This window comes from Shewanella sp. SR43-8, from assembly GCF_014163775.1.
Taxonomy (GTDB): Bacteria; Pseudomonadota; Gammaproteobacteria; order Enterobacterales; family Shewanellaceae; genus Shewanella; species Shewanella vesiculosa.
Map to the genome: position 1 here is coordinate 205,519 of NZ_JACJDX010000001.1, position 16,470 is coordinate 221,988.

The window sequence follows — 16,470 nt, forward strand, 5'->3', positions numbered from 1 at the left end:
AGTCATTCCGACAATATTTAGATGATGATAAGTTCACCATGCAAAGCGCCTGCCATTTTTAACGCTTCAAGTATGGCAAGAACATCTGATGGTGCTGCGCCCACTAGATTCACGGCTCTGACAAGCTCATCAAGAGTGGTGCCTGGATTAAACATGAACATACGACGATCTTTTTCTGACACATCAATCGTACTGTTGGTGGTAACAACCGTATTACCACCCGCTAAGGGGTTGGGTTGTGATACTTGCGTAGCTTCGGCAATAGTCACGGTTAATCCACCGTGGGTCACAGCCGCAGGCAGTAACTTGACATTTTGACCAACCACAATGGTGCCAGTACGTGAGTTAACAATGACTTTGGCTGACTCTTCAGCCGGAATAACCTCAATGTTTTCTAATGTCGATAAAAACGATACCCGCTGTGATGCGTCGCGCGGTGCACTGACTTGAATAGAAGTAGCATCAATAGCTTTTGCCATGTCTGGGCCAAGTAAATCGTTAATCGCATCGGCAGTACGTTTGGCGGTAGAAAAATCTGAGCGACGTAAATTAAATGTCAGGTAATCACCACTAGCAAACGGACTGATCACACTGCGTTCAACAATGGCGCCACTTGGAATACGACCAACCGTTGGCGTATTTTGAATCACCATAGAGCCATCAAGCCCTTCGGCACTAAAGCCACTCACAATTAAGCTGCCCTGAGCAATGGCATACACATTGCCGTCAACCCCTTTTAAGAAGGTTTGCAATAAGGTGCCACCACGTAAACTTTTTGCCTCGCCTAAACTAGACACGGTAATGTCAAGATTTTGACCCGGCTTGATAAAGGCTGGCATTTCAGCGTGTACAGCAACAACGGCTACGTTCTTTGAATTTGGACGAACTGATTCAGGTAAATTAATGCCAAAGTTTTTTAGCATGGTTCTAAATGTTTGTTCGGTATATCGGGTTTTCTCCCCGGTACCAGGCAAACCAACAACTAAGCCATAACCCACTAGTTGGTTACTTCGTACTCCCTGAATACTGGCGATATCTTTAATCCGCTCTGCATTTGCAGAAGCGCTGAGCATTAATATCGACGCAACAAGCGACACGATCAATTTAGTTTTCATGCATTACTCCTTAGAAAGGCCACCAGTCACTCATAAAGAATGAACTCAGCCAACCGACTTTTTGGGAGTCAGCAAACGTACCGGTACCGCTATACTGAAAACGAGCGTTAGCCACTCGTGTAGAATCAATTGTATTATCTGGGTTAATGTCTTCACTGCGGATCATGCCAGTGACGCGAATAAACTCATCACCGTTATTGATCGAAATCCATTTTTCACCACGGATAACTAAATTGCCGTTGCTAAGTACTTGAATGATGTTGGCTGAAATACTGCCATCTAAACTGTTTGATTGATCGGCATCTGATTCTCGCTTGGTATTCATGCTGTCGTTATAACCAAGATCGAGCGGGATACCACTTATAGACACATTTTTGCCACCAGCATAAATAGGCTCGACGGTTAAGTCGGTGCCTTTTTTGATTTGGTTATAGGCACTTTTTTTCGCTTGGGTTGATTCTTTTAAGGTCACAGTGATGATGTCACCGACCCGATGCGCACGAATATCGGAATACAAGCTTGATGCCTGGCTATCAAGATAAATAGATCCCGTTGGCACCACTTGCGTTGGTACAGTATCTGGGTATACCGGCGCATAAAATGGATCATCAGCAATCGGTTTCTTGGGCGTAGAACTGCACCCAGCCAATAACAATACTGACGCTAACGCAATGTATTTAATCATGTTAGCTCCTTAGAGATTCTGATTAATATAAGACAGCATCTGATCAACCGCCGAGATAACTTTGGAGTTCATCTCGTAAATACGTTGACCTTGAATAAGGTTAACCAATTCTTCTGTCACATTAACGTTAGAGGTTTCCAATGCGCCTTGGCGGATAGAACCTAAACCGTCTTGTGATGCAGTACCTTGAATAGGCGTGCCACTCGCACCTGTTTCGGTGTATAAGTTTTGCCCTAATGGATCTAAACCAGCAGGGTTAATAAAATCGGTCATGGTTAACTGGCCAATAATCTGACTGGCAGCTGTACCTGGGGTTTGCACTGACACTTCACCCGAGGCCGACACCGTAATACTGGTGGAGTTTTCTGGAATAGTGATAGGCGGTTGAACCACATAACCAGAACCTGGTGTGACGATTTGGCCGGTATCATCTAAGCTGAACTGGCCGTTACGGGTGTAGGCTGCTGTACCATCTGGCATTTGCACCTCAAAAAAGCCCGAACCTTCAATCATTAAATCTAATGAGTTATCTGTGGTCAGCATGTTGCCTTGGGTAAACATTTTTTGCGTGGCAACCACTTTAGTACCCGCACCAATGTTTAAACCATTAGGTAACTTGCTATTGTCTGAGCTAATGCCACCAGCTTGGTTAACCGTTTGATAAAGAAGGTCTTCAAATACTGCACGACTTTTCTTAAATCCAACGGTACTGGCGTTAGCCACGTTATTTGAAATAACCGCAATATTGGTTTGTTGGGCGTCGACACCGGTTTTACTTATCCATAACGCTGGATGCATAATAATTACTCCTAACTAATTCTCATCAAAGAAGTGGACGCTCGATCAATCTCTTCAGCGTTCTTCATCATTTTGACTTGCATTTCGTATTGACGTTGAATATCAATCATGGCGACCATTTCATGCACAGAATTAACATTACTGCCTTCGACCGCACCACTTTCAACTTGAACGCCTGGGTCGTTTGGCGCATTGCCACCGGCAATAAGACGAAATAAACCATCTTCACCGCGCATAAGGTTTTCGTTACCAGGATTAACTAACTTAATCCTTCCGACCTCTTCTATTACCTCTGCGGTTGCCCCTTGAGGGCGTACAGAAATAATACCGTTGGCCGAAATCTCTATTTTTTCAACTGGAATGGGTAACACAATGGGACCTGAAGCGCCCATAACGGGACGATCACGGCTATTTAATAACAAGCCGGTACTGTCAATTTTTAGACTACCAGCGCGGGTATATGCCTCGGAACCATCAGCTGCCTGCACAGCAAGCCAGCCATCTCCTTTAACCGCAATATCAAGATCGCGACCAGTAGTTTTAATGGGGCCGCCATTAAAGTTACTGCCTGGGCTTTCCATCATCGAAAATACCCGTGTAGGCAAACCTTCACCAAATGCCTGCATTGAACGGGCTTGGACCATGTCAGCTTTAAATCCATCAGTATTCGCGTTAGCAAGATTGTTCGCACTCACTGCTAGGGCATTCATCCCTTGCTTTGCGCCGCTCATGGCAATATAAAGAAATTTGTCCATTTTTTGCTCCGTCAAACTTTCTGCAAAAACACTATATACACAGAACAAGCAAGCATCATGCCAACGATTTTTAAGTGAGAGGATTGAGATGTAACTGTATGAATCAGTTAATCAATAAAATTAATGGGTAGCGCATGAGTGTCAAAAAAGCTTCTATCGACGCGAGGTGTGTAATAACGGGGACAAGTAACGAGGTGGAGAAGGCAAGGTGTTGCCGTAAACGGCAACACCTATATAGCCTAAGGATCATTTAGCGGATCTGTAATATCGTTTGGTTCAAGGTATTGTTAACTTCAAGCGTACGTGAGTTAGCTTGGAAGTTACGCTGAGCTGAGATTAAATCGACCAGCTCAGTGGTTAAATCAACGTTTGACTGTTCAAGTGCAGAAGAGCGAATACTACCAAATGTACCACTATTTGCCTCACCAGCTAATGCTGCACCTGAATCTAAACTGGCTTTCCAAGACGTATTACCCACCTGAGTAAGACCTTGCTCATTAGCAAAACGTACTAATGCCACCCGCGCTAACGGCACAGTTGAACCATTACTGTAACTGGCGGTAATCAGACCGTCAGACCCAATACCAACATTGGTTAATCGCCCTACGGTAATACCATCTTGAGTCAATTCAGTGACTTCAAATGGAGAAGCATACTGAGTTGGATTATTAAATTTTATTGTAAGTGTTTGCGTGCCATCGGCTCCAGGGCCCAAAGCACCTGCACCGCCAGAACCTAATGCTTCAGTGGTAATGTTAGCCGGATCACTGCCCGTATAAGCACCAACAGAATTAAATTTAAGCACAGCTCCTGACCAGACTCCACCTAATCCATCGGGATTAGCAGCAGATGCTGTACCCGTCGCATCAGCAGTGCCATCACCATTGGTATCTGTTGAATAAGTACCAGCGCCAGCCGCAACATCAACGGGATCGCCATCAACTGCATAAAAGGCAACCCAATTACTTTCACCTGTAAATGAACCATTGGTCGGTTTAATAAAATAAGTGGTCATAATGTGCGATTCACCTAATGAATCGTAAATCGTCACCGAGGTAGAATTATTAAACGTATCAGAATCGTTTGGATTAAAATTAGCTGGGTCTAATGCGGTTTCCCCCACATTAAGGTTCATTTGCAAACCAACATTTCCGGTTTGCACAGGGCTACCAGCAGTGTCTGGGATCTTAATCGGTTGGGTTGTGGTTAAACTCACAGAAGTCGAGTTACCATCTTCATCAACAGGGAAACCTTGTAAAAAGTTACCCGCTGAATCGACCATATAGTTGGCCGAGTCAACTTTAAATGCCCCTGCACGTGTATATGACTGATCTTGCGACCCTAACTCAGACGACGTAACAAAGAAACCACCGCCACTGATCGCCATATCCAGTGAATTACTGGTAAATTGCAAACTACCTTGATGAAATTGCTGTGCCACTTGAGTGGTGGTTGCTCCACCACCGACAGCAGTTTTACTGTTCGAAAAAATAGAATTTGCGTACACATCAGCAAACTCGGCTCGTGATTCTTTGAAACCAATAGTATTCACGTTTGCGATATTATTCGCGGTTGTATTTAAGTCTTTTTGCGCGGCAGCAATACCACTCAGTGCAATGTTAAATGACATAGTTCACCTCTCACAATTAATTCATTTATCAATAAAGCCAATAATTCAATACAGGCCTTACTATGTTTCAGATACTGCGAGTACGTCAGATAACTTAATTCCGCCTACTCCACGCAAATTCAAAATGGCCCCAGTCGCTGCAGTGCCCAGTGACACACTTGTCACATGTGCATAAGTTGATACCGCTAAATCTTCCGACGTTCCATCAACTTTACCACTGGCTTTTATCGAGTAATTACCCGCTTTAACGGGTTGGCCATCCTTACCTAAGCCATCCCATGTCACATCAACATTGCCGCCTTCACTGCCATCAACATTAAAGCTCTTGATCAGCTGACCCGACTCATCTTCAATTTTCACCGTAATCGTTTCAATTGCAGATGGCGTACTGATCACACCTTTAATCTCAGGGCTTTCAGTAGAAATCGCCCCGGTATCAGAAGGGATAAGTACTTTTCGACCTACTAAGCCTGATGCTTGTAACGCTTGGCTAGAACTCATTACCGTATTGAGGTTAAGGATCTCATCATTCAGATTTGAAATACCATCAACCGTCGAAAACGATGCCATTTGGGCAATCATTTGATCATTATCAACCGGTTTAAAAGGATCTTGCATAGACAACTGTTGACTGAGTAAAGCAAAAAAATCTTCTTGCTTTAACATCTGATCTTTTGATTCAGGGATCGCACTTTCTTCGGGTAAACGAATTCCGTCAAGGAAAGGGTTCCCCGTAGTAGTGCTGGTTGTATTTGTCTGTACAGAACTTTTCGTGGTAGCACTTGTATTTGATGTGCTACTGGATTGTTGCGGTAAAGACTGACTGTAAGAATTAACGAGGCTCATTGTTACCTCCTTGAATAATCATACTATTTACCCATCCTTAACGTCTGTTGCAACATAGACTTAGTTGCATCAGCCACCTGAACGTTCATTTGATAAGAGCGTGATGCAGAAATCATATCGGCCATTTCTTCCATCACATTGACATTCGGTTTATAAATAAAACCATCACCATCAGCCATCGGATGATCTGGCGAGTATTCTTTTATTAATGGTTTATCACTTTCAACAATGCCTTTGACGTTAACACCCGGCGAACTATTTTGCTGGCTATTAGCTTTAAGCATTTCAGCCTCAAAAATGGGATGACGTGCTCGATAAGTTTTATCAACACTGCTTGATACAGAATCCGCATTGGCAATATTACTGGCAGTGGTATTCAAACGCACTGACTGCGCAGACATACCTGATCCAGACACATTGAAAATATTAAATAAACTCATGATTAATCACCTCGCAAAGCTTTACGCATGCCATTAAACTTACCTTCAAGGAAGCCTAATGACATTTGATATTCGAGCGCATTTTGCATAAATGCTGATTGTTCTTTCTGCGTATCAACAGTATTACCGTCACCTGTATCGGCTTGATTTGGAACACGATATTGGACATGTTGTTGACTTAACGCTGTTAAATCGAAATGTTTTTCTGTGGTTTGACTCATGCTCAAACCCTTCTGATGTGAGCTTGCTGCTTGCATAGCAGAAGCAAAATTAACATCTCGAGCTTTATAATGAGGAGTATTGGCATTGGCGATGTTACTTGAAATCACTTCAGCTCTTTGAGCTCGTACGCCCAAAGAATATTGGTGAACACCTAATGCATTATCGAAATTAATCGCCATAAAATTGCCTCCATCAGCTAACTGATAGATATAAAGCAAAGGTTATGCCAACAATTTTTATAATGGGAGAATAAAATAAAAAAACTAACATGCCGACGATCGTCGGCATGGGGTGAACCTAATCAACTGTTTTAGCTAGGTTTTTTTCTGGTAATAGATACCGGGATTACAGCGAACCATATTAAACTCTTCGGTTAACCCCGCAAGAGATTCTGACGCACCTAAGAATAAGATACCTTTAGGATTAAGTGCGGCAGCAAATTGCCGCAAAATGGTAGCCTTTGCCTCTGGCGCAAAATAAATCAATACATTACGGCAAAAAATGATATCGAACTTGCCTAATAAGCTATAACTTTCAAGTAGATTGTGTGCTCTGAAGTTCACTAAACGTTTTACGTTATCTTTCACTTTCATATTGCCAGACGGTAAAGCATCAAAAAACTGACGTTTACGCTCTTCAGACAAACCACGAGCCAGAGCTAAACCATCATATTCAGCATTCTTACAACGCTCTAACATAGAAGGTGATAAATCTGTTGCCTGAATTGTCACGCCCCCAGGCAAAGCACCGGGTTTACGCTGTTGATATTCCAACACTGTCATAGCTAAAGAGTAAGGTTCTTGCCCAGATGAGCAAGCAGCAGACCATATTTTTAATGGTCGGCCCAACTTGCTGTATTCAGGCAACAAAGAATTACTCAGCAACTCAAATGGATAACGGTCTCGAAACCATAAGGTTTCGTTAGTAGTCATCGCATCTATCACTTCGGCGCGTAATTGACGCTCTATCGGTTTCATCGACTTTTTAACCACCTCAGATAGAGAAGGCAAATTATGCTTTCCCATCAGTGGCGCTAAACGGCTACGAACTAAATACTGTTTGTTCTCACCTAACACAATACCGCTATGCTGCTCTAAAAACAGCCTAAATTGATTGTACTCTGCTTCAGCAAGTGATTTATCTGTCACATTATCTTCCTAATATGTTTGCCGATGAGCCGACCGAACGTTCAATATTATTCAATTCTAAACAATTATAAACTCAAATGTTTGTTAACCGCTGCGGCTAATTCATCGGGGTTAAACTTAGCAATAAAATCGTTAGCCCCAACTTTTTGTACCATCGCTTGGTTAAACACACCACTTAACGATGTGTGCAGTACGACTTTTATATTCTTTAACTTTGGATTATCACGAATTTCTGCTGTTAGAGTGTAGCCATCCATTTCAGGCATTTCAATATCAGAAATAATCAACGGAATTTCCACTGATACATCATCCATTTCTTTGGCAATATTTTTCAACATCTCTAACGCTTCTCTACCATCTTTGGCAGTATCGATTTGCAGATTTAAAGACTCTAACGAACGAATAATCTGTTTACGTGCAACTGCAGAATCATCAATAACCATAATATGATAATGCTGTTCTCTATCAATCGTTAAAGTTTCGTTGAGTTCTTGACTGATCGAAGTCTTAACCGGTGAAATTTCATCAAGAATTTTTTCAACATCCAAAATCTCAACCAACTCGCCTTCTATCTCTGTCACTGCGGTTAAATATGAAGAACGACCAGAACCTTGTGGAGGCGGCATAATTGCCTCCCAATTCATGTTGATAATACGTTCAACAGAACTCACTAAAAAGCCTTGAATGCTTCGGTTGTATTCGGAAATGATAATAAAGCAATTTTCAGTTGATGTCAGTGGACGACCACCCGTTGCAGCACTTAAATCGATAACAGAAATCGTTGCGCCACGAATATGAGCAACACCTTTAACATAACGATTTAATTTCGGTAAGGTTGTCAGTGGTGGGCATTGTAAAACCTCTTTCACTTTGAACACGTTAATCCCAAACCGTTGGCGGCCGTTAAGCCTAAATAATAGTAACTCGAGTCTGTTTTGCCCGACAAGCTGAGTACGTTTATTGACTGAATCTAAAATGCTCGACATAACACGACCTTGTAGTTAACTGTCACCCAAAAGGATAAAAATTGTTCATTGAAATTATAGTAAACCTAGGTTCAACACAATACGTTAGCTCATTACATCTAGCTCATTTATCGCTAAAGACATATCAACCTTGAGTGTAAACCATCAACAACCCAGCGAATACTTATCTATTCATTAAATTAAAAAAGTGGGCATACAACTTGCTTTAATTTGTATTAATTAACTCACACACGGTGAGCTGACACTTTTTTGACGGGGACATAATGAAATTATTATGTCATCGGTACATATTTTTTAGCTTATTGTGTATGCAGAGATAGCCCGCATATTTTCCGTTTTTAAAAGTATAGGTGTATTCTGGCAAAACAAGCTAGTATCTTCATTATGAAAGTATTTTTTTTATGTTTATTATGTTCAATAACATTTTTTTTGCCAGCATTTGCTAGCGAAGAGATAATAACACCCTCATTATCGACCATTTATGACTTAGCTAAAGAGACGATAGAAAAAAAAATCGAAGCAGACTCAAAAGCTAAGGTCGAAATCACCCCACAAAACCTTGAAGGTCGTGTCAATCCTCCGCGGTGCTATCCACCAATAACGGCTGAGCTTGCCAGTGAACGAGCGATTAGTCGCAATAATATGGTAAAACTGAGCTGTGATAGTCCAGACTATGACTACCCATGGCAAATGTATCTCTCAGTTCGAGTTGAAATTCAATACCCCGTTGTCGCGGCAAACCAGATACTGTCACCAGACCAAATTATTGACCAACAACATTTACACATTATGTATATTGATCAATATAGTCTAAAAGGCCAATTTTTTTCAGATATCAACTCATTAATTGGTTCAAGAGTAAAACGTCGGGTTGCGAAAGACTCTCCAGTCTTAAGTAATAACTTGTGTTTTGTTTGCAAAGGAGACACGATTTCTATTTATGCTAAAACCGCTAATATTGAAATTAAAACCCTTGGTGAAGCTTTACGGGACGGTAATCTCAATGACGTTATCAGAGTAAAAAATAGTAATACGAGCAAACAATTTGATGCTGTTGTAATTGGCATTGGCGAAGTTGAAGTAAGAATGTAAAATAGAGTTAAAGTTTTTTCCTGCACTGCCGATAGCCTGTTTGGAAAACCTGATAATTACGCTGGAGCCTCCCATGGCAATTGACATTAAGCATAACACTGCTACTAATACACAACTGCGCACTGCACGTGAAACGCAGTCTAATACCAAATCTGATACTGCAGCTGTGGCGCAAAAAACAGCGACTCCAGTTAAAACTGATTCGGTTAGCATTACCTCTCAAGCTCAACAGCTTCAGGGCGCGCAAACTAAAATGGCATCATTGCCTGAAGTAGACCAAAAAAAGGTCGCTGAAATTAAACTCGCTATCTCTGAAGGACGATATAAAGTCGACCCAGAAAAACTTGCGGCTAATATTGCTAGTTTTGAAGCAGAGCTAGGCAGTCTATCATTTGACAAAGAGTAACCGTTAAACGTTACTCTTTAATTTGCTTTAACAACACTAGAATAATAGGTGCGCATTTGCATCACAGAGAAGTGTTAGTTAAAAAAACAAGAGTAACTTATGACACAAGTAAACGTACAATCCTCAGGACAATCCAACGATCCGCAAAACAAGCAATTACTCACAGAACTGCATACTTTGCTTGATACGCAAAATCAGACGTTAGTTCAACTAAAACAGCTGATTTCAGCAGAGAAAGCTGCGTTAGAAAAGCAAGACGCCGATCAATTATTGGCACTTTCCAAAGATAAAACCCAGTGTTTATTCAATATGAAAACCACTGACGAAAAACTGGCTAATCATCCACACCACACGCTGATCACCACAGATGTTGAACTGGCACAAAAAGTTGCTCAAGCAAAATCGATACTCGCTGAGTGCAAAGACATCAATAGCCAAAATGCCAGTTTAATTGAGCTCAATATCGCCAGCCTCAATAGATTCGCACAAGCATTACAAGCTAGCCGCAACGCTTCAAGCTTGACCTACAATGACAAAGGCAAAACGTCGACCATTTCAACACTAGGGAATGACTTTTCAGCCTAGCGTTAAAATCTTGGTGGCAAGCGATACGAGCGATGACATGCGATAACGAGCCAAGTGCCAACTGTTAGACTCTTCTTTCCGTGAGCGCAGCGTTCGCTTGTTATCACTTGTTATCGTTTCTTAGCAGGAGATTTACTGAGCGAGCATGGCCTCAAGTAAACTTTGTTGCGCAGGATGTTCACCTAACCAAATCTTAAGTAATGCCTGACGAAATGCTTCACCGGCAATATCACCCTGAGCCATACCATTTTTAATGCTGCTCACGCCCTTGCCTTTTTGAGTCACAAAAGTGAATCGATCACCTTCAACAATCTCGTCAGCAAACAACTGGGTAAAATGCTCAATATCTTTGGCGATAGAATGAGTGTCACCGTCGGTAGCAGCATCAAAACCGTCAGTAATTGCATCACGCATTTTATCTGAGGTAATCATTCCAGAGGTAATGGTTAACTGTATAACCGCAATCGGCTGCGCCAATACATCATCTAAGGTTTGCACTTTTGTCGGTAAATACAAACTGCCCACATATAAGTCAATAAAAAATTTGCTGCGCACTCCTGCGCCATTCAGTATTAATGGTTGCTCAGCAACCGTCATTTGCTCTACCACATCAATATCGCCAATCACTTTAGCGTGCGCGAATGACGGCAGCATCAACACTAAACTCATACCCATTAAAGCTAATAACTTCATATAAACTCTCTAAAAAAACGCCACAAAAATAACCACAGAAAGAATAAAAAGTGGTTTTATGCCTGGCAATATATACCGCAACCAAATCACATACTAAAACTCAGCGATTAACCGTTAATAGCTTATTTGCCGAGTATTGCACTTCGAGGTTGAATAAGGGGTTAACCACGAACACCTAACTTAAATTGGCCATTCTGATTAAACATCAACGCTTGCTTGTGCTTAGGTGAAATTAAAATTGGACCATCATCGAAAAACAAGAAGCACTTCCAATTACGCACAAAGACATCCCAACGCGTTTCAATGATTTGGTACTTTTCATAACAAAAATACACCACCACATCATCAGGCCATTGAATATGTGTACTAACAGCTTCAGGCATCGCGTTGTCCAGTGAGTCCCACGCCGATTGCCAATGTTCTGTTGCCGTCCAAGCGTCTTGCTTTATTGGCCAATCGCCTTTCTCAAATAATTCCGCACGACTGCTCTTATTGCTTATCCACTTATCCCACACTTCCATGGCACTTTTATCGTTCAGTGGTTTAATCAAAGCCTTATCATCATCTGATACAGGCAAATCTTTATGGTTAAAAATCCACTTACGCTTATAAAGATCAAACGGAATATATGAATGTGACAAACAACTGCTCCTAGCAACTAAAAATGAGGTGCAATTATAGCGTTAAAATCGGGTAGTATTAAGTAAATAATTTAGATACTAGACATCTAATTTAGAGATTAACTTTAAAACTTCGTACTCTATACCATCTGCTACCCCTAACCAGTCATGGCGTTCTTGAGCTTCAAGAATGGCACAGAGATAGGGATTTATATCTGGAGGTAACTGTTGCATCATTGGCGTCAACAAATCGATGCACTCCCTTAAAGACTCATTGGCTTGACCCTCTTTCCCCAATCGAAATTCCTTAGCCGCTATTAACAACCTATCCATTAAGAGTTGTTTATTTGCCATACTCATATTGTACACTCTCGGTAACTTGCTCCTTGAATTTTTGCACCAGCTAAACTCGACTGATAAAAATTTACTTGGGGCTGAGACTCAATGAAGTGTTCTAAGCTTCTGAGGTAACCGATAAAATTAATGTCTGTAGCAACCCTTTGTCCAAGCCCATTTAACACCCAGTGTTTCTTGTTATGGGCAGCCGAAGGCCCTAGCGAACCATCAGCCCAAAATGCATGAGTCTTATTAAAGGGATAGCTAAAATCACAGCCTAATAAGGTGATATCTGTGGCCTGTAAGTAAACGGCCAATGCTACAGCAGGATGAAGTACGCTGCCATTAGTGAAGAGTCTTAGTTTTGGATGGGAAGTATTTAGTGCATCGTAAAAATGACTTTGAGAATAAGCACTAAAACGAGGTCCGGGCCAAGCCTGCAATACTTCAGCCGACAAACGAGGAAAATACACTAACGCGGCACGCTTAGGAAGAGGTTCAGGGAAATGCTTGAGGGCAATATTATATTCTATGCTAACAACAATGTCGGGAACTATGTCTCTACTCATCAGAGCGTTAACTGAGGTATCAACCGCGATAATGAGTGGTCTTTGCCCTTTTGGACGCCCTTGCTGGACGATTAAATAATCATAATGCTGCTCAAGGCTGGGGCCAGAGCCTATCACCAAGGCCTTATCACAGTTATGATCTTTGCTAAGATCAGCGGCATCGGGATCTTGCTGCAAAAAAGGTAAACTGGTCTCTAGACGGGCCATTAATTTTGGATCATCTAGGTGATGCTGCTTATTAGCGTATTCTCGGTTTTGCTCAAATACGATGAGATCCCGTAAACGGGCATTATGATCGCTAACCAGCCTTAGCTCAGGCGTGATGGCAATGTACACTGAATCTAAAAACTGCATTGTTTGTAAATCGACCAATTCCAGTTGCTCACAGCTAAGCCATTGAGTCTGATCTGTGTAGTGAATTAATAGGCTAAAAAGCGCTAGATTAAACAGTCCAACTTTGATGCTATCGATGTTTCCTTGTTCGACCAGCAAACTAGGAACGTCCCCCATGCCAACACCATAAACAGTGACATTGAGGGCCAATTTAGTAGGCAAGGTATCAATAAATAACTGAGCTTCAGCAATGCGATCATAACGGCTACTCAATTGAATACCATTAACACTGATTGTCTGCTGTACGCCTTCGACTAAAACGGCATCCAGTTGAGTGATATCTTGAGCTTGAATGCGTGTCGCAATCTCTGGCCAACGCTGTTTAATCACTTCAATATTTAGCTGAAACAACTCACTCATCTTACTCTCCAACTTGGAAAAAGCTCACGCTACCACTAAAAAAATGTTCTGGTAAAATTAAGATTAAGCATCAACAGAAGATAGACACTGTCTGGACAGCTATAATTAAGCCCAGTTACTATATGATTTATTGTTTAAATATAACTCACCACATATATCTAGCCATTTAGTATCCTGCGTTTTTTTCAAGGTGGCCGCCCCCTCTTTGCTCAAATATTTAGCTGCATTTATTACGTTGTCTGCAGATACCTTATCTGGGTTTAACACTTTTCTCTCACCAAAACACTCATTACAGACTGTTAAAAAAATCATTTGCAATTCTATTGCAACTGTCTTTTTCAATGACATTTTTAAAGGCCATTTTTGCAAACTCAACTTGATTAACATCAACCATGAATTGACCAAGCTTAAGCCAGGTTACAATATCATCAGGGTAGTGTTCGAGATAATCTAAATACACATTAACTGAAGCATTGATATTACCTCTGAGTCTTAACAAATGTGCAAACTGAGGCATATATTCAGATGTAATTGTTAATATTTTTTTCAAAAACTTCTCAGCTACATCTAAATTTTGCGTAGATAGAGATAATTTAATAATGAGTTTCATCTCATTTTCAGACAATAAGCTAGCAGGCATTTCTAACATGACTTCTAATGCTTTCGCATAATTTTTATCCAGTTCCAGTCTCTTTGCACTAGCAAAATAATAAAGCCTATCAATATCCTTAGAAGAACCCAATAAAGGAGAAATACATGAAATCATGTAGTCAAGACCATGAGTACTTTTAGTTTTAACTAAATATGACACCTTCCTAAAACCAGAACTAACACCGTGAATATTGTTAATCTTTTCAATATATGATGGAACAGCAGCATTTAATTGCTGCTTATACATTGATACCAGGGATGAAATAATTTCTTTATGTTCATCATAGTTCGTTAAGTTCTTTTCAACATGAAAATCCTGCCAAACCAATACTCGTCCAGGTTGATTATCTTTGATCCACTGTAAAGAAAGCCTTTCAACATCTGCATCAAACTTCAACTCTGACAACCTAGAGTTAAGACGTTCTATGGTACTATCCAATAGTTCACAAATGTTCTTTGTTATATTAAAAAATGCAGAATAATAACCTTCATGCATACCATTAATCGTATCCTGAGACCATTCAGAACTGTCTTTTTCAACAAGGCTACGAGAAAACTCATAATAACCAAATTTCTTTATCAAAGTCACAAGTTCAGGAAATTTTATATTTATTTTATTTTCAATTATTTCCATTTTTTTCGAACATGACAAAATCGTCTTTGCATTATTTTTAGCTGACGTCATATTTTTTACTAGCGATAAAACTAAACTAATTTTATCCAAAATATGATTAAAAGCGTGTTTTTTATCCTCAACATCTCTAATTAAAGATGTCAAATAGATAATCTTGCTTTTTTCATCACTGCATATAGGTAGTGAGTCTAGAATTGTTTTAATGGGTAAAGTACCGCCAGTGATCTCAATCTCATCTACTGATGAATACCTTACACCATCTATTTTTGCCGCATTTTTAGATAGGTTAACCAAGTCAACCCCCTCATAATATGAGGCCTCAGTTCCAAAGGACTGAATAGCAAATAAGAGCGGCATCGGAGTCTCAGCCTTAGTGCCTGCATAAGTATCAACCCACTCACATATATGGCCTAAGTTTGGCCCTAGCTTTTCTTCGATAGTACCTTTAGCATGTGTTAATCCTGTGCTTGAATAGCACAAATCTACTCCAGATAGAAATACCTGCTGACAACCCATTTCTATAGCAAGTCTAAGTGAACTATTACTTACAGTAGGACCAATTGTAGGTATATTATTTTCATCATTCCAAGGTAAACGGTCTCCTAAATAGAGACTTTTACCGCGCCATTGATTAATGATCCTCGGACAAATATGATAAGAGTAAACGAGTATAGTTTTCTCATAATGCTGCATTAGCTCACGGTTAACGATGAAACTATTATCTTGAGGGTCGACAGAAACAACAAAGTCAGGAATGATATCATTCCTTATTAATTCATTAGCAATTCTAGAGACTGCGATTACAATTAAAGACTTCCTATTTGATTTAACCCATGCTAAATGCTCAGTCATTGATGGCCCGCCCCCAATGACAATAGCCGAACGACCAACAAATATAGATCTCAACATACTCGAAGAGTTGAGCATTTCACCTATATTTTCAAATTGAGCCTTAGTAAATATTTTTTGAGAAAAATCAATTGCATTATTACTCGCTCTATCTTCCAATGCCTTTTCAATATCGTTAAATAAATCGACATATTGTTCAATATGCCCAGAATTTACAGCCATTGATGAATGCAATATAGTTTTGCTTTTCAATATATATATTTCATACTCATCATCATCTATTAAATCAAAGAAATCTGACTGACTGCATACTGTAACTTTATTCTTATGAGAGTCAGGTATATCGATCGTCAAAAATTCAATAATCTCATTCAACTCAACAAATAAAAAACGCGTGCCATCAGACACTGCCTGATTTAACACATAGTTAGCCAATAATCCAGAATCTAGGCCAACTACAATATTTAATGTATCTTTAGCAGAAAATGAATATTTAAAATGTTTATCATAGAGTGATGATGAGTCAATCGTTTCAAAAATATGTCGATTCACTCCAGAAAGGTAATACTCTCCAAATCGACTTATGGAAAAAGTATTCGGAATGAATAACTCATTATCAACAAAACTTGTAGTATTGACATTTACCATCTCCTACTC

Annotated in this window: 18 protein-coding genes; 3 read left to right on the forward strand and 15 right to left on the reverse strand. The window is 40.3% G+C overall.

The annotated features are described in order from the left end of the window. Positions 1-17: 17 nt before the first annotated feature. The 10 genes from H5114_RS00835 to H5114_RS00880 all read right to left on the reverse strand — a co-directional run bounded on the left by H5114_RS00835 (position 18) and on the right by H5114_RS00880 (position 8,625). Entirely contained in the window at positions 18-1,115 is a 1,098-nt protein-coding gene (locus H5114_RS00835; RefSeq protein ID WP_124016913.1) for a flagellar basal body P-ring protein FlgI, read from the reverse strand. Positions 1,116-1,125: 10 nt separating this feature from the next. Further along, positions 1,126-1,800, reverse strand: coding sequence for a flagellar basal body L-ring protein FlgH (flgH, locus tag H5114_RS00840; protein ID WP_182698003.1), 675 nt, complete (start codon positions 1,798-1,800; stop codon positions 1,126-1,128). A gap of 9 nt (positions 1,801-1,809) precedes the next feature. Further along, positions 1,810-2,598, reverse strand: a complete 789-nt coding sequence (gene flgG, locus H5114_RS00845; RefSeq protein WP_124016911.1) for a flagellar basal-body rod protein FlgG — start codon at positions 2,596-2,598, stop codon at positions 1,810-1,812. Positions 2,599-2,609: 11 nt separating this feature from the next. Next, positions 2,610-3,353: a flagellar basal-body rod protein FlgF gene (flgF, locus tag H5114_RS00850; protein ID WP_124016910.1), complete on the reverse strand. Its 744-nt coding sequence runs from the start codon at positions 3,351-3,353 to the stop codon at positions 2,610-2,612. Between the two features lie 250 nt (positions 3,354-3,603). Next, positions 3,604-4,983: a flagellar hook protein FlgE gene (gene flgE, locus H5114_RS00855; protein WP_182721955.1), complete on the reverse strand. Its 1,380-nt coding sequence runs from the start codon at positions 4,981-4,983 to the stop codon at positions 3,604-3,606. Between the two features lie 60 nt (positions 4,984-5,043). Further along, on the reverse strand, positions 5,044-5,829 hold the full coding sequence (gene flgD, locus H5114_RS00860; protein ID WP_182721956.1) for a flagellar hook assembly protein FlgD: 786 nt from the start codon (positions 5,827-5,829) through the stop codon (positions 5,044-5,046). Positions 5,830-5,852: 23 nt separating this feature from the next. After that, positions 5,853-6,269, reverse strand: coding sequence for a flagellar basal body rod protein FlgC (gene flgC / locus H5114_RS00865; protein WP_124016907.1), 417 nt, complete (start codon positions 6,267-6,269; stop codon positions 5,853-5,855). 2 nt (positions 6,270-6,271) lie between these two features. Beyond that, positions 6,272-6,670: a flagellar basal body rod protein FlgB gene (gene flgB / locus H5114_RS00870; RefSeq protein WP_124016906.1), complete on the reverse strand. Its 399-nt coding sequence runs from the start codon at positions 6,668-6,670 to the stop codon at positions 6,272-6,274. A 135-nt stretch (positions 6,671-6,805) separates the two neighbouring features. Then, positions 6,806-7,639 carry a protein-glutamate O-methyltransferase CheR gene (locus tag H5114_RS00875; protein ID WP_124016905.1) on the reverse strand — a complete coding sequence of 278 codons (834 nt, stop codon included), beginning with the start codon at positions 7,637-7,639 and terminating at the stop codon, positions 6,806-6,808. Positions 7,640-7,704: 65 nt separating this feature from the next. Continuing rightward, a complete protein-coding gene (locus H5114_RS00880; protein ID WP_124016904.1) occupies positions 7,705-8,625 on the reverse strand; it encodes a chemotaxis protein CheV in 921 nt (306 codons plus the stop codon). Between the two features lie 384 nt (positions 8,626-9,009). On the opposite strand from H5114_RS00880, the gene flgA reads away from it, so the two are divergent. The 3 genes from flgA (at position 9,010) to H5114_RS00895 (ending at position 10,708) form a co-directional block, all read left to right on the forward strand. Next, a complete protein-coding gene (gene flgA / locus H5114_RS00885) occupies positions 9,010-9,717 on the forward strand; it encodes a flagellar basal body P-ring formation chaperone FlgA (protein WP_124016903.1) in 708 nt (235 codons plus the stop codon). Between the two features lie 73 nt (positions 9,718-9,790). Then, positions 9,791-10,123 carry a flagellar biosynthesis anti-sigma factor FlgM gene (gene flgM, locus H5114_RS00890; RefSeq protein WP_182697998.1) on the forward strand — a complete coding sequence of 111 codons (333 nt, stop codon included), beginning with the start codon at positions 9,791-9,793 and terminating at the stop codon, positions 10,121-10,123. 99 nt (positions 10,124-10,222) lie between these two features. Further along, complete coding sequence (locus tag H5114_RS00895; protein WP_124016901.1) at positions 10,223-10,708, forward strand: flagella synthesis protein FlgN; 486 nt, start codon at positions 10,223-10,225, stop codon at positions 10,706-10,708. Between the two features lie 132 nt (positions 10,709-10,840). On the opposite strand, the gene H5114_RS00900 is transcribed toward H5114_RS00895, so the two are convergent. The 5 genes from H5114_RS00900 to H5114_RS00920 form a co-directional block, all read right to left on the reverse strand. Then, positions 10,841-11,401 carry a chalcone isomerase family protein gene (locus H5114_RS00900; RefSeq protein WP_182721957.1) on the reverse strand — a complete coding sequence of 187 codons (561 nt, stop codon included), beginning with the start codon at positions 11,399-11,401 and terminating at the stop codon, positions 10,841-10,843. Positions 11,402-11,562: 161 nt separating this feature from the next. Further along, on the reverse strand, positions 11,563-12,042 hold the full coding sequence (locus H5114_RS00905) for a DUF2947 domain-containing protein (protein WP_182721958.1): 480 nt from the start codon (positions 12,040-12,042) through the stop codon (positions 11,563-11,565). A gap of 78 nt (positions 12,043-12,120) precedes the next feature. Continuing rightward, positions 12,121-12,318, reverse strand: a complete 198-nt coding sequence (locus tag H5114_RS00910) for a hypothetical protein (RefSeq protein WP_182721959.1) — start codon at positions 12,316-12,318, stop codon at positions 12,121-12,123. A gap of 59 nt (positions 12,319-12,377) precedes the next feature. Further along, positions 12,378-13,679, reverse strand: a complete 1,302-nt coding sequence (locus tag H5114_RS00915; protein WP_182721960.1) for a motility associated factor glycosyltransferase family protein — start codon at positions 13,677-13,679, stop codon at positions 12,378-12,380. Between the two features lie 289 nt (positions 13,680-13,968). Next, positions 13,969-16,461: a 6-hydroxymethylpterin diphosphokinase MptE-like protein gene (locus H5114_RS00920; protein WP_182721961.1), complete on the reverse strand. Its 2,493-nt coding sequence runs from the start codon at positions 16,459-16,461 to the stop codon at positions 13,969-13,971. Between the last annotated feature and the right edge of the window lie 9 nt (positions 16,462-16,470).

What these genes read in the sequence shown, in the direction of transcription:
- H5114_RS00835 (WP_124016913.1), bottom strand. Translation starts at nt 1,115, where the DNA reads ATGAAAACTAAATTGATCGTGTCGCTTGTTGCGTCGATATTAATGCTC.
- flgH (WP_182698003.1), bottom strand. Translation starts at nt 1,800, where the DNA reads ATGATTAAATACATTGCGTTAGCGTCAGTATTGTTATTGGCTGGGTGC.
- flgG (WP_124016911.1), bottom strand. Translation starts at nt 2,598, where the DNA reads ATGCATCCAGCGTTATGGATAAGTAAAACCGGTGTCGACGCCCAACAA.
- flgF (WP_124016910.1), bottom strand. Translation starts at nt 3,353, where the DNA reads ATGGACAAATTTCTTTATATTGCCATGAGCGGCGCAAAGCAAGGGATG.
- flgE (WP_182721955.1), bottom strand. Translation starts at nt 4,983, where the DNA reads ATGTCATTTAACATTGCACTGAGTGGTATTGCTGCCGCGCAAAAAGAC.
- flgD (WP_182721956.1), bottom strand. Translation starts at nt 5,829, where the DNA reads ATGAGCCTCGTTAATTCTTACAGTCAGTCTTTACCGCAACAATCCAGT.
- flgC (WP_124016907.1), bottom strand. Translation starts at nt 6,269, where the DNA reads ATGAGTTTATTTAATATTTTCAATGTGTCTGGATCAGGTATGTCTGCG.
- flgB (WP_124016906.1), bottom strand. Translation starts at nt 6,670, where the DNA reads ATGGCGATTAATTTCGATAATGCATTAGGTGTTCACCAATATTCTTTG.
- H5114_RS00880 (WP_124016904.1), bottom strand. Translation starts at nt 8,625, where the DNA reads ATGTCGAGCATTTTAGATTCAGTCAATAAACGTACTCAGCTTGTCGGG.
- flgA (WP_124016903.1), top strand. Translation starts at nt 9,010, where the DNA reads ATGAAAGTATTTTTTTTATGTTTATTATGTTCAATAACATTTTTTTTG.
- flgM (WP_182697998.1), top strand. Translation starts at nt 9,791, where the DNA reads ATGGCAATTGACATTAAGCATAACACTGCTACTAATACACAACTGCGC.
- H5114_RS00895 (WP_124016901.1), top strand. Translation starts at nt 10,223, where the DNA reads ATGACACAAGTAAACGTACAATCCTCAGGACAATCCAACGATCCGCAA.
- H5114_RS00900 (WP_182721957.1), bottom strand. Translation starts at nt 11,401, where the DNA reads ATGAAGTTATTAGCTTTAATGGGTATGAGTTTAGTGTTGATGCTGCCG.
- H5114_RS00915 (WP_182721960.1), bottom strand. Translation starts at nt 13,679, where the DNA reads ATGAGTGAGTTGTTTCAGCTAAATATTGAAGTGATTAAACAGCGTTGG.
- H5114_RS00920 (WP_182721961.1), bottom strand. Translation starts at nt 16,461, where the DNA reads ATGGTAAATGTCAATACTACAAGTTTTGTTGATAATGAGTTATTCATT.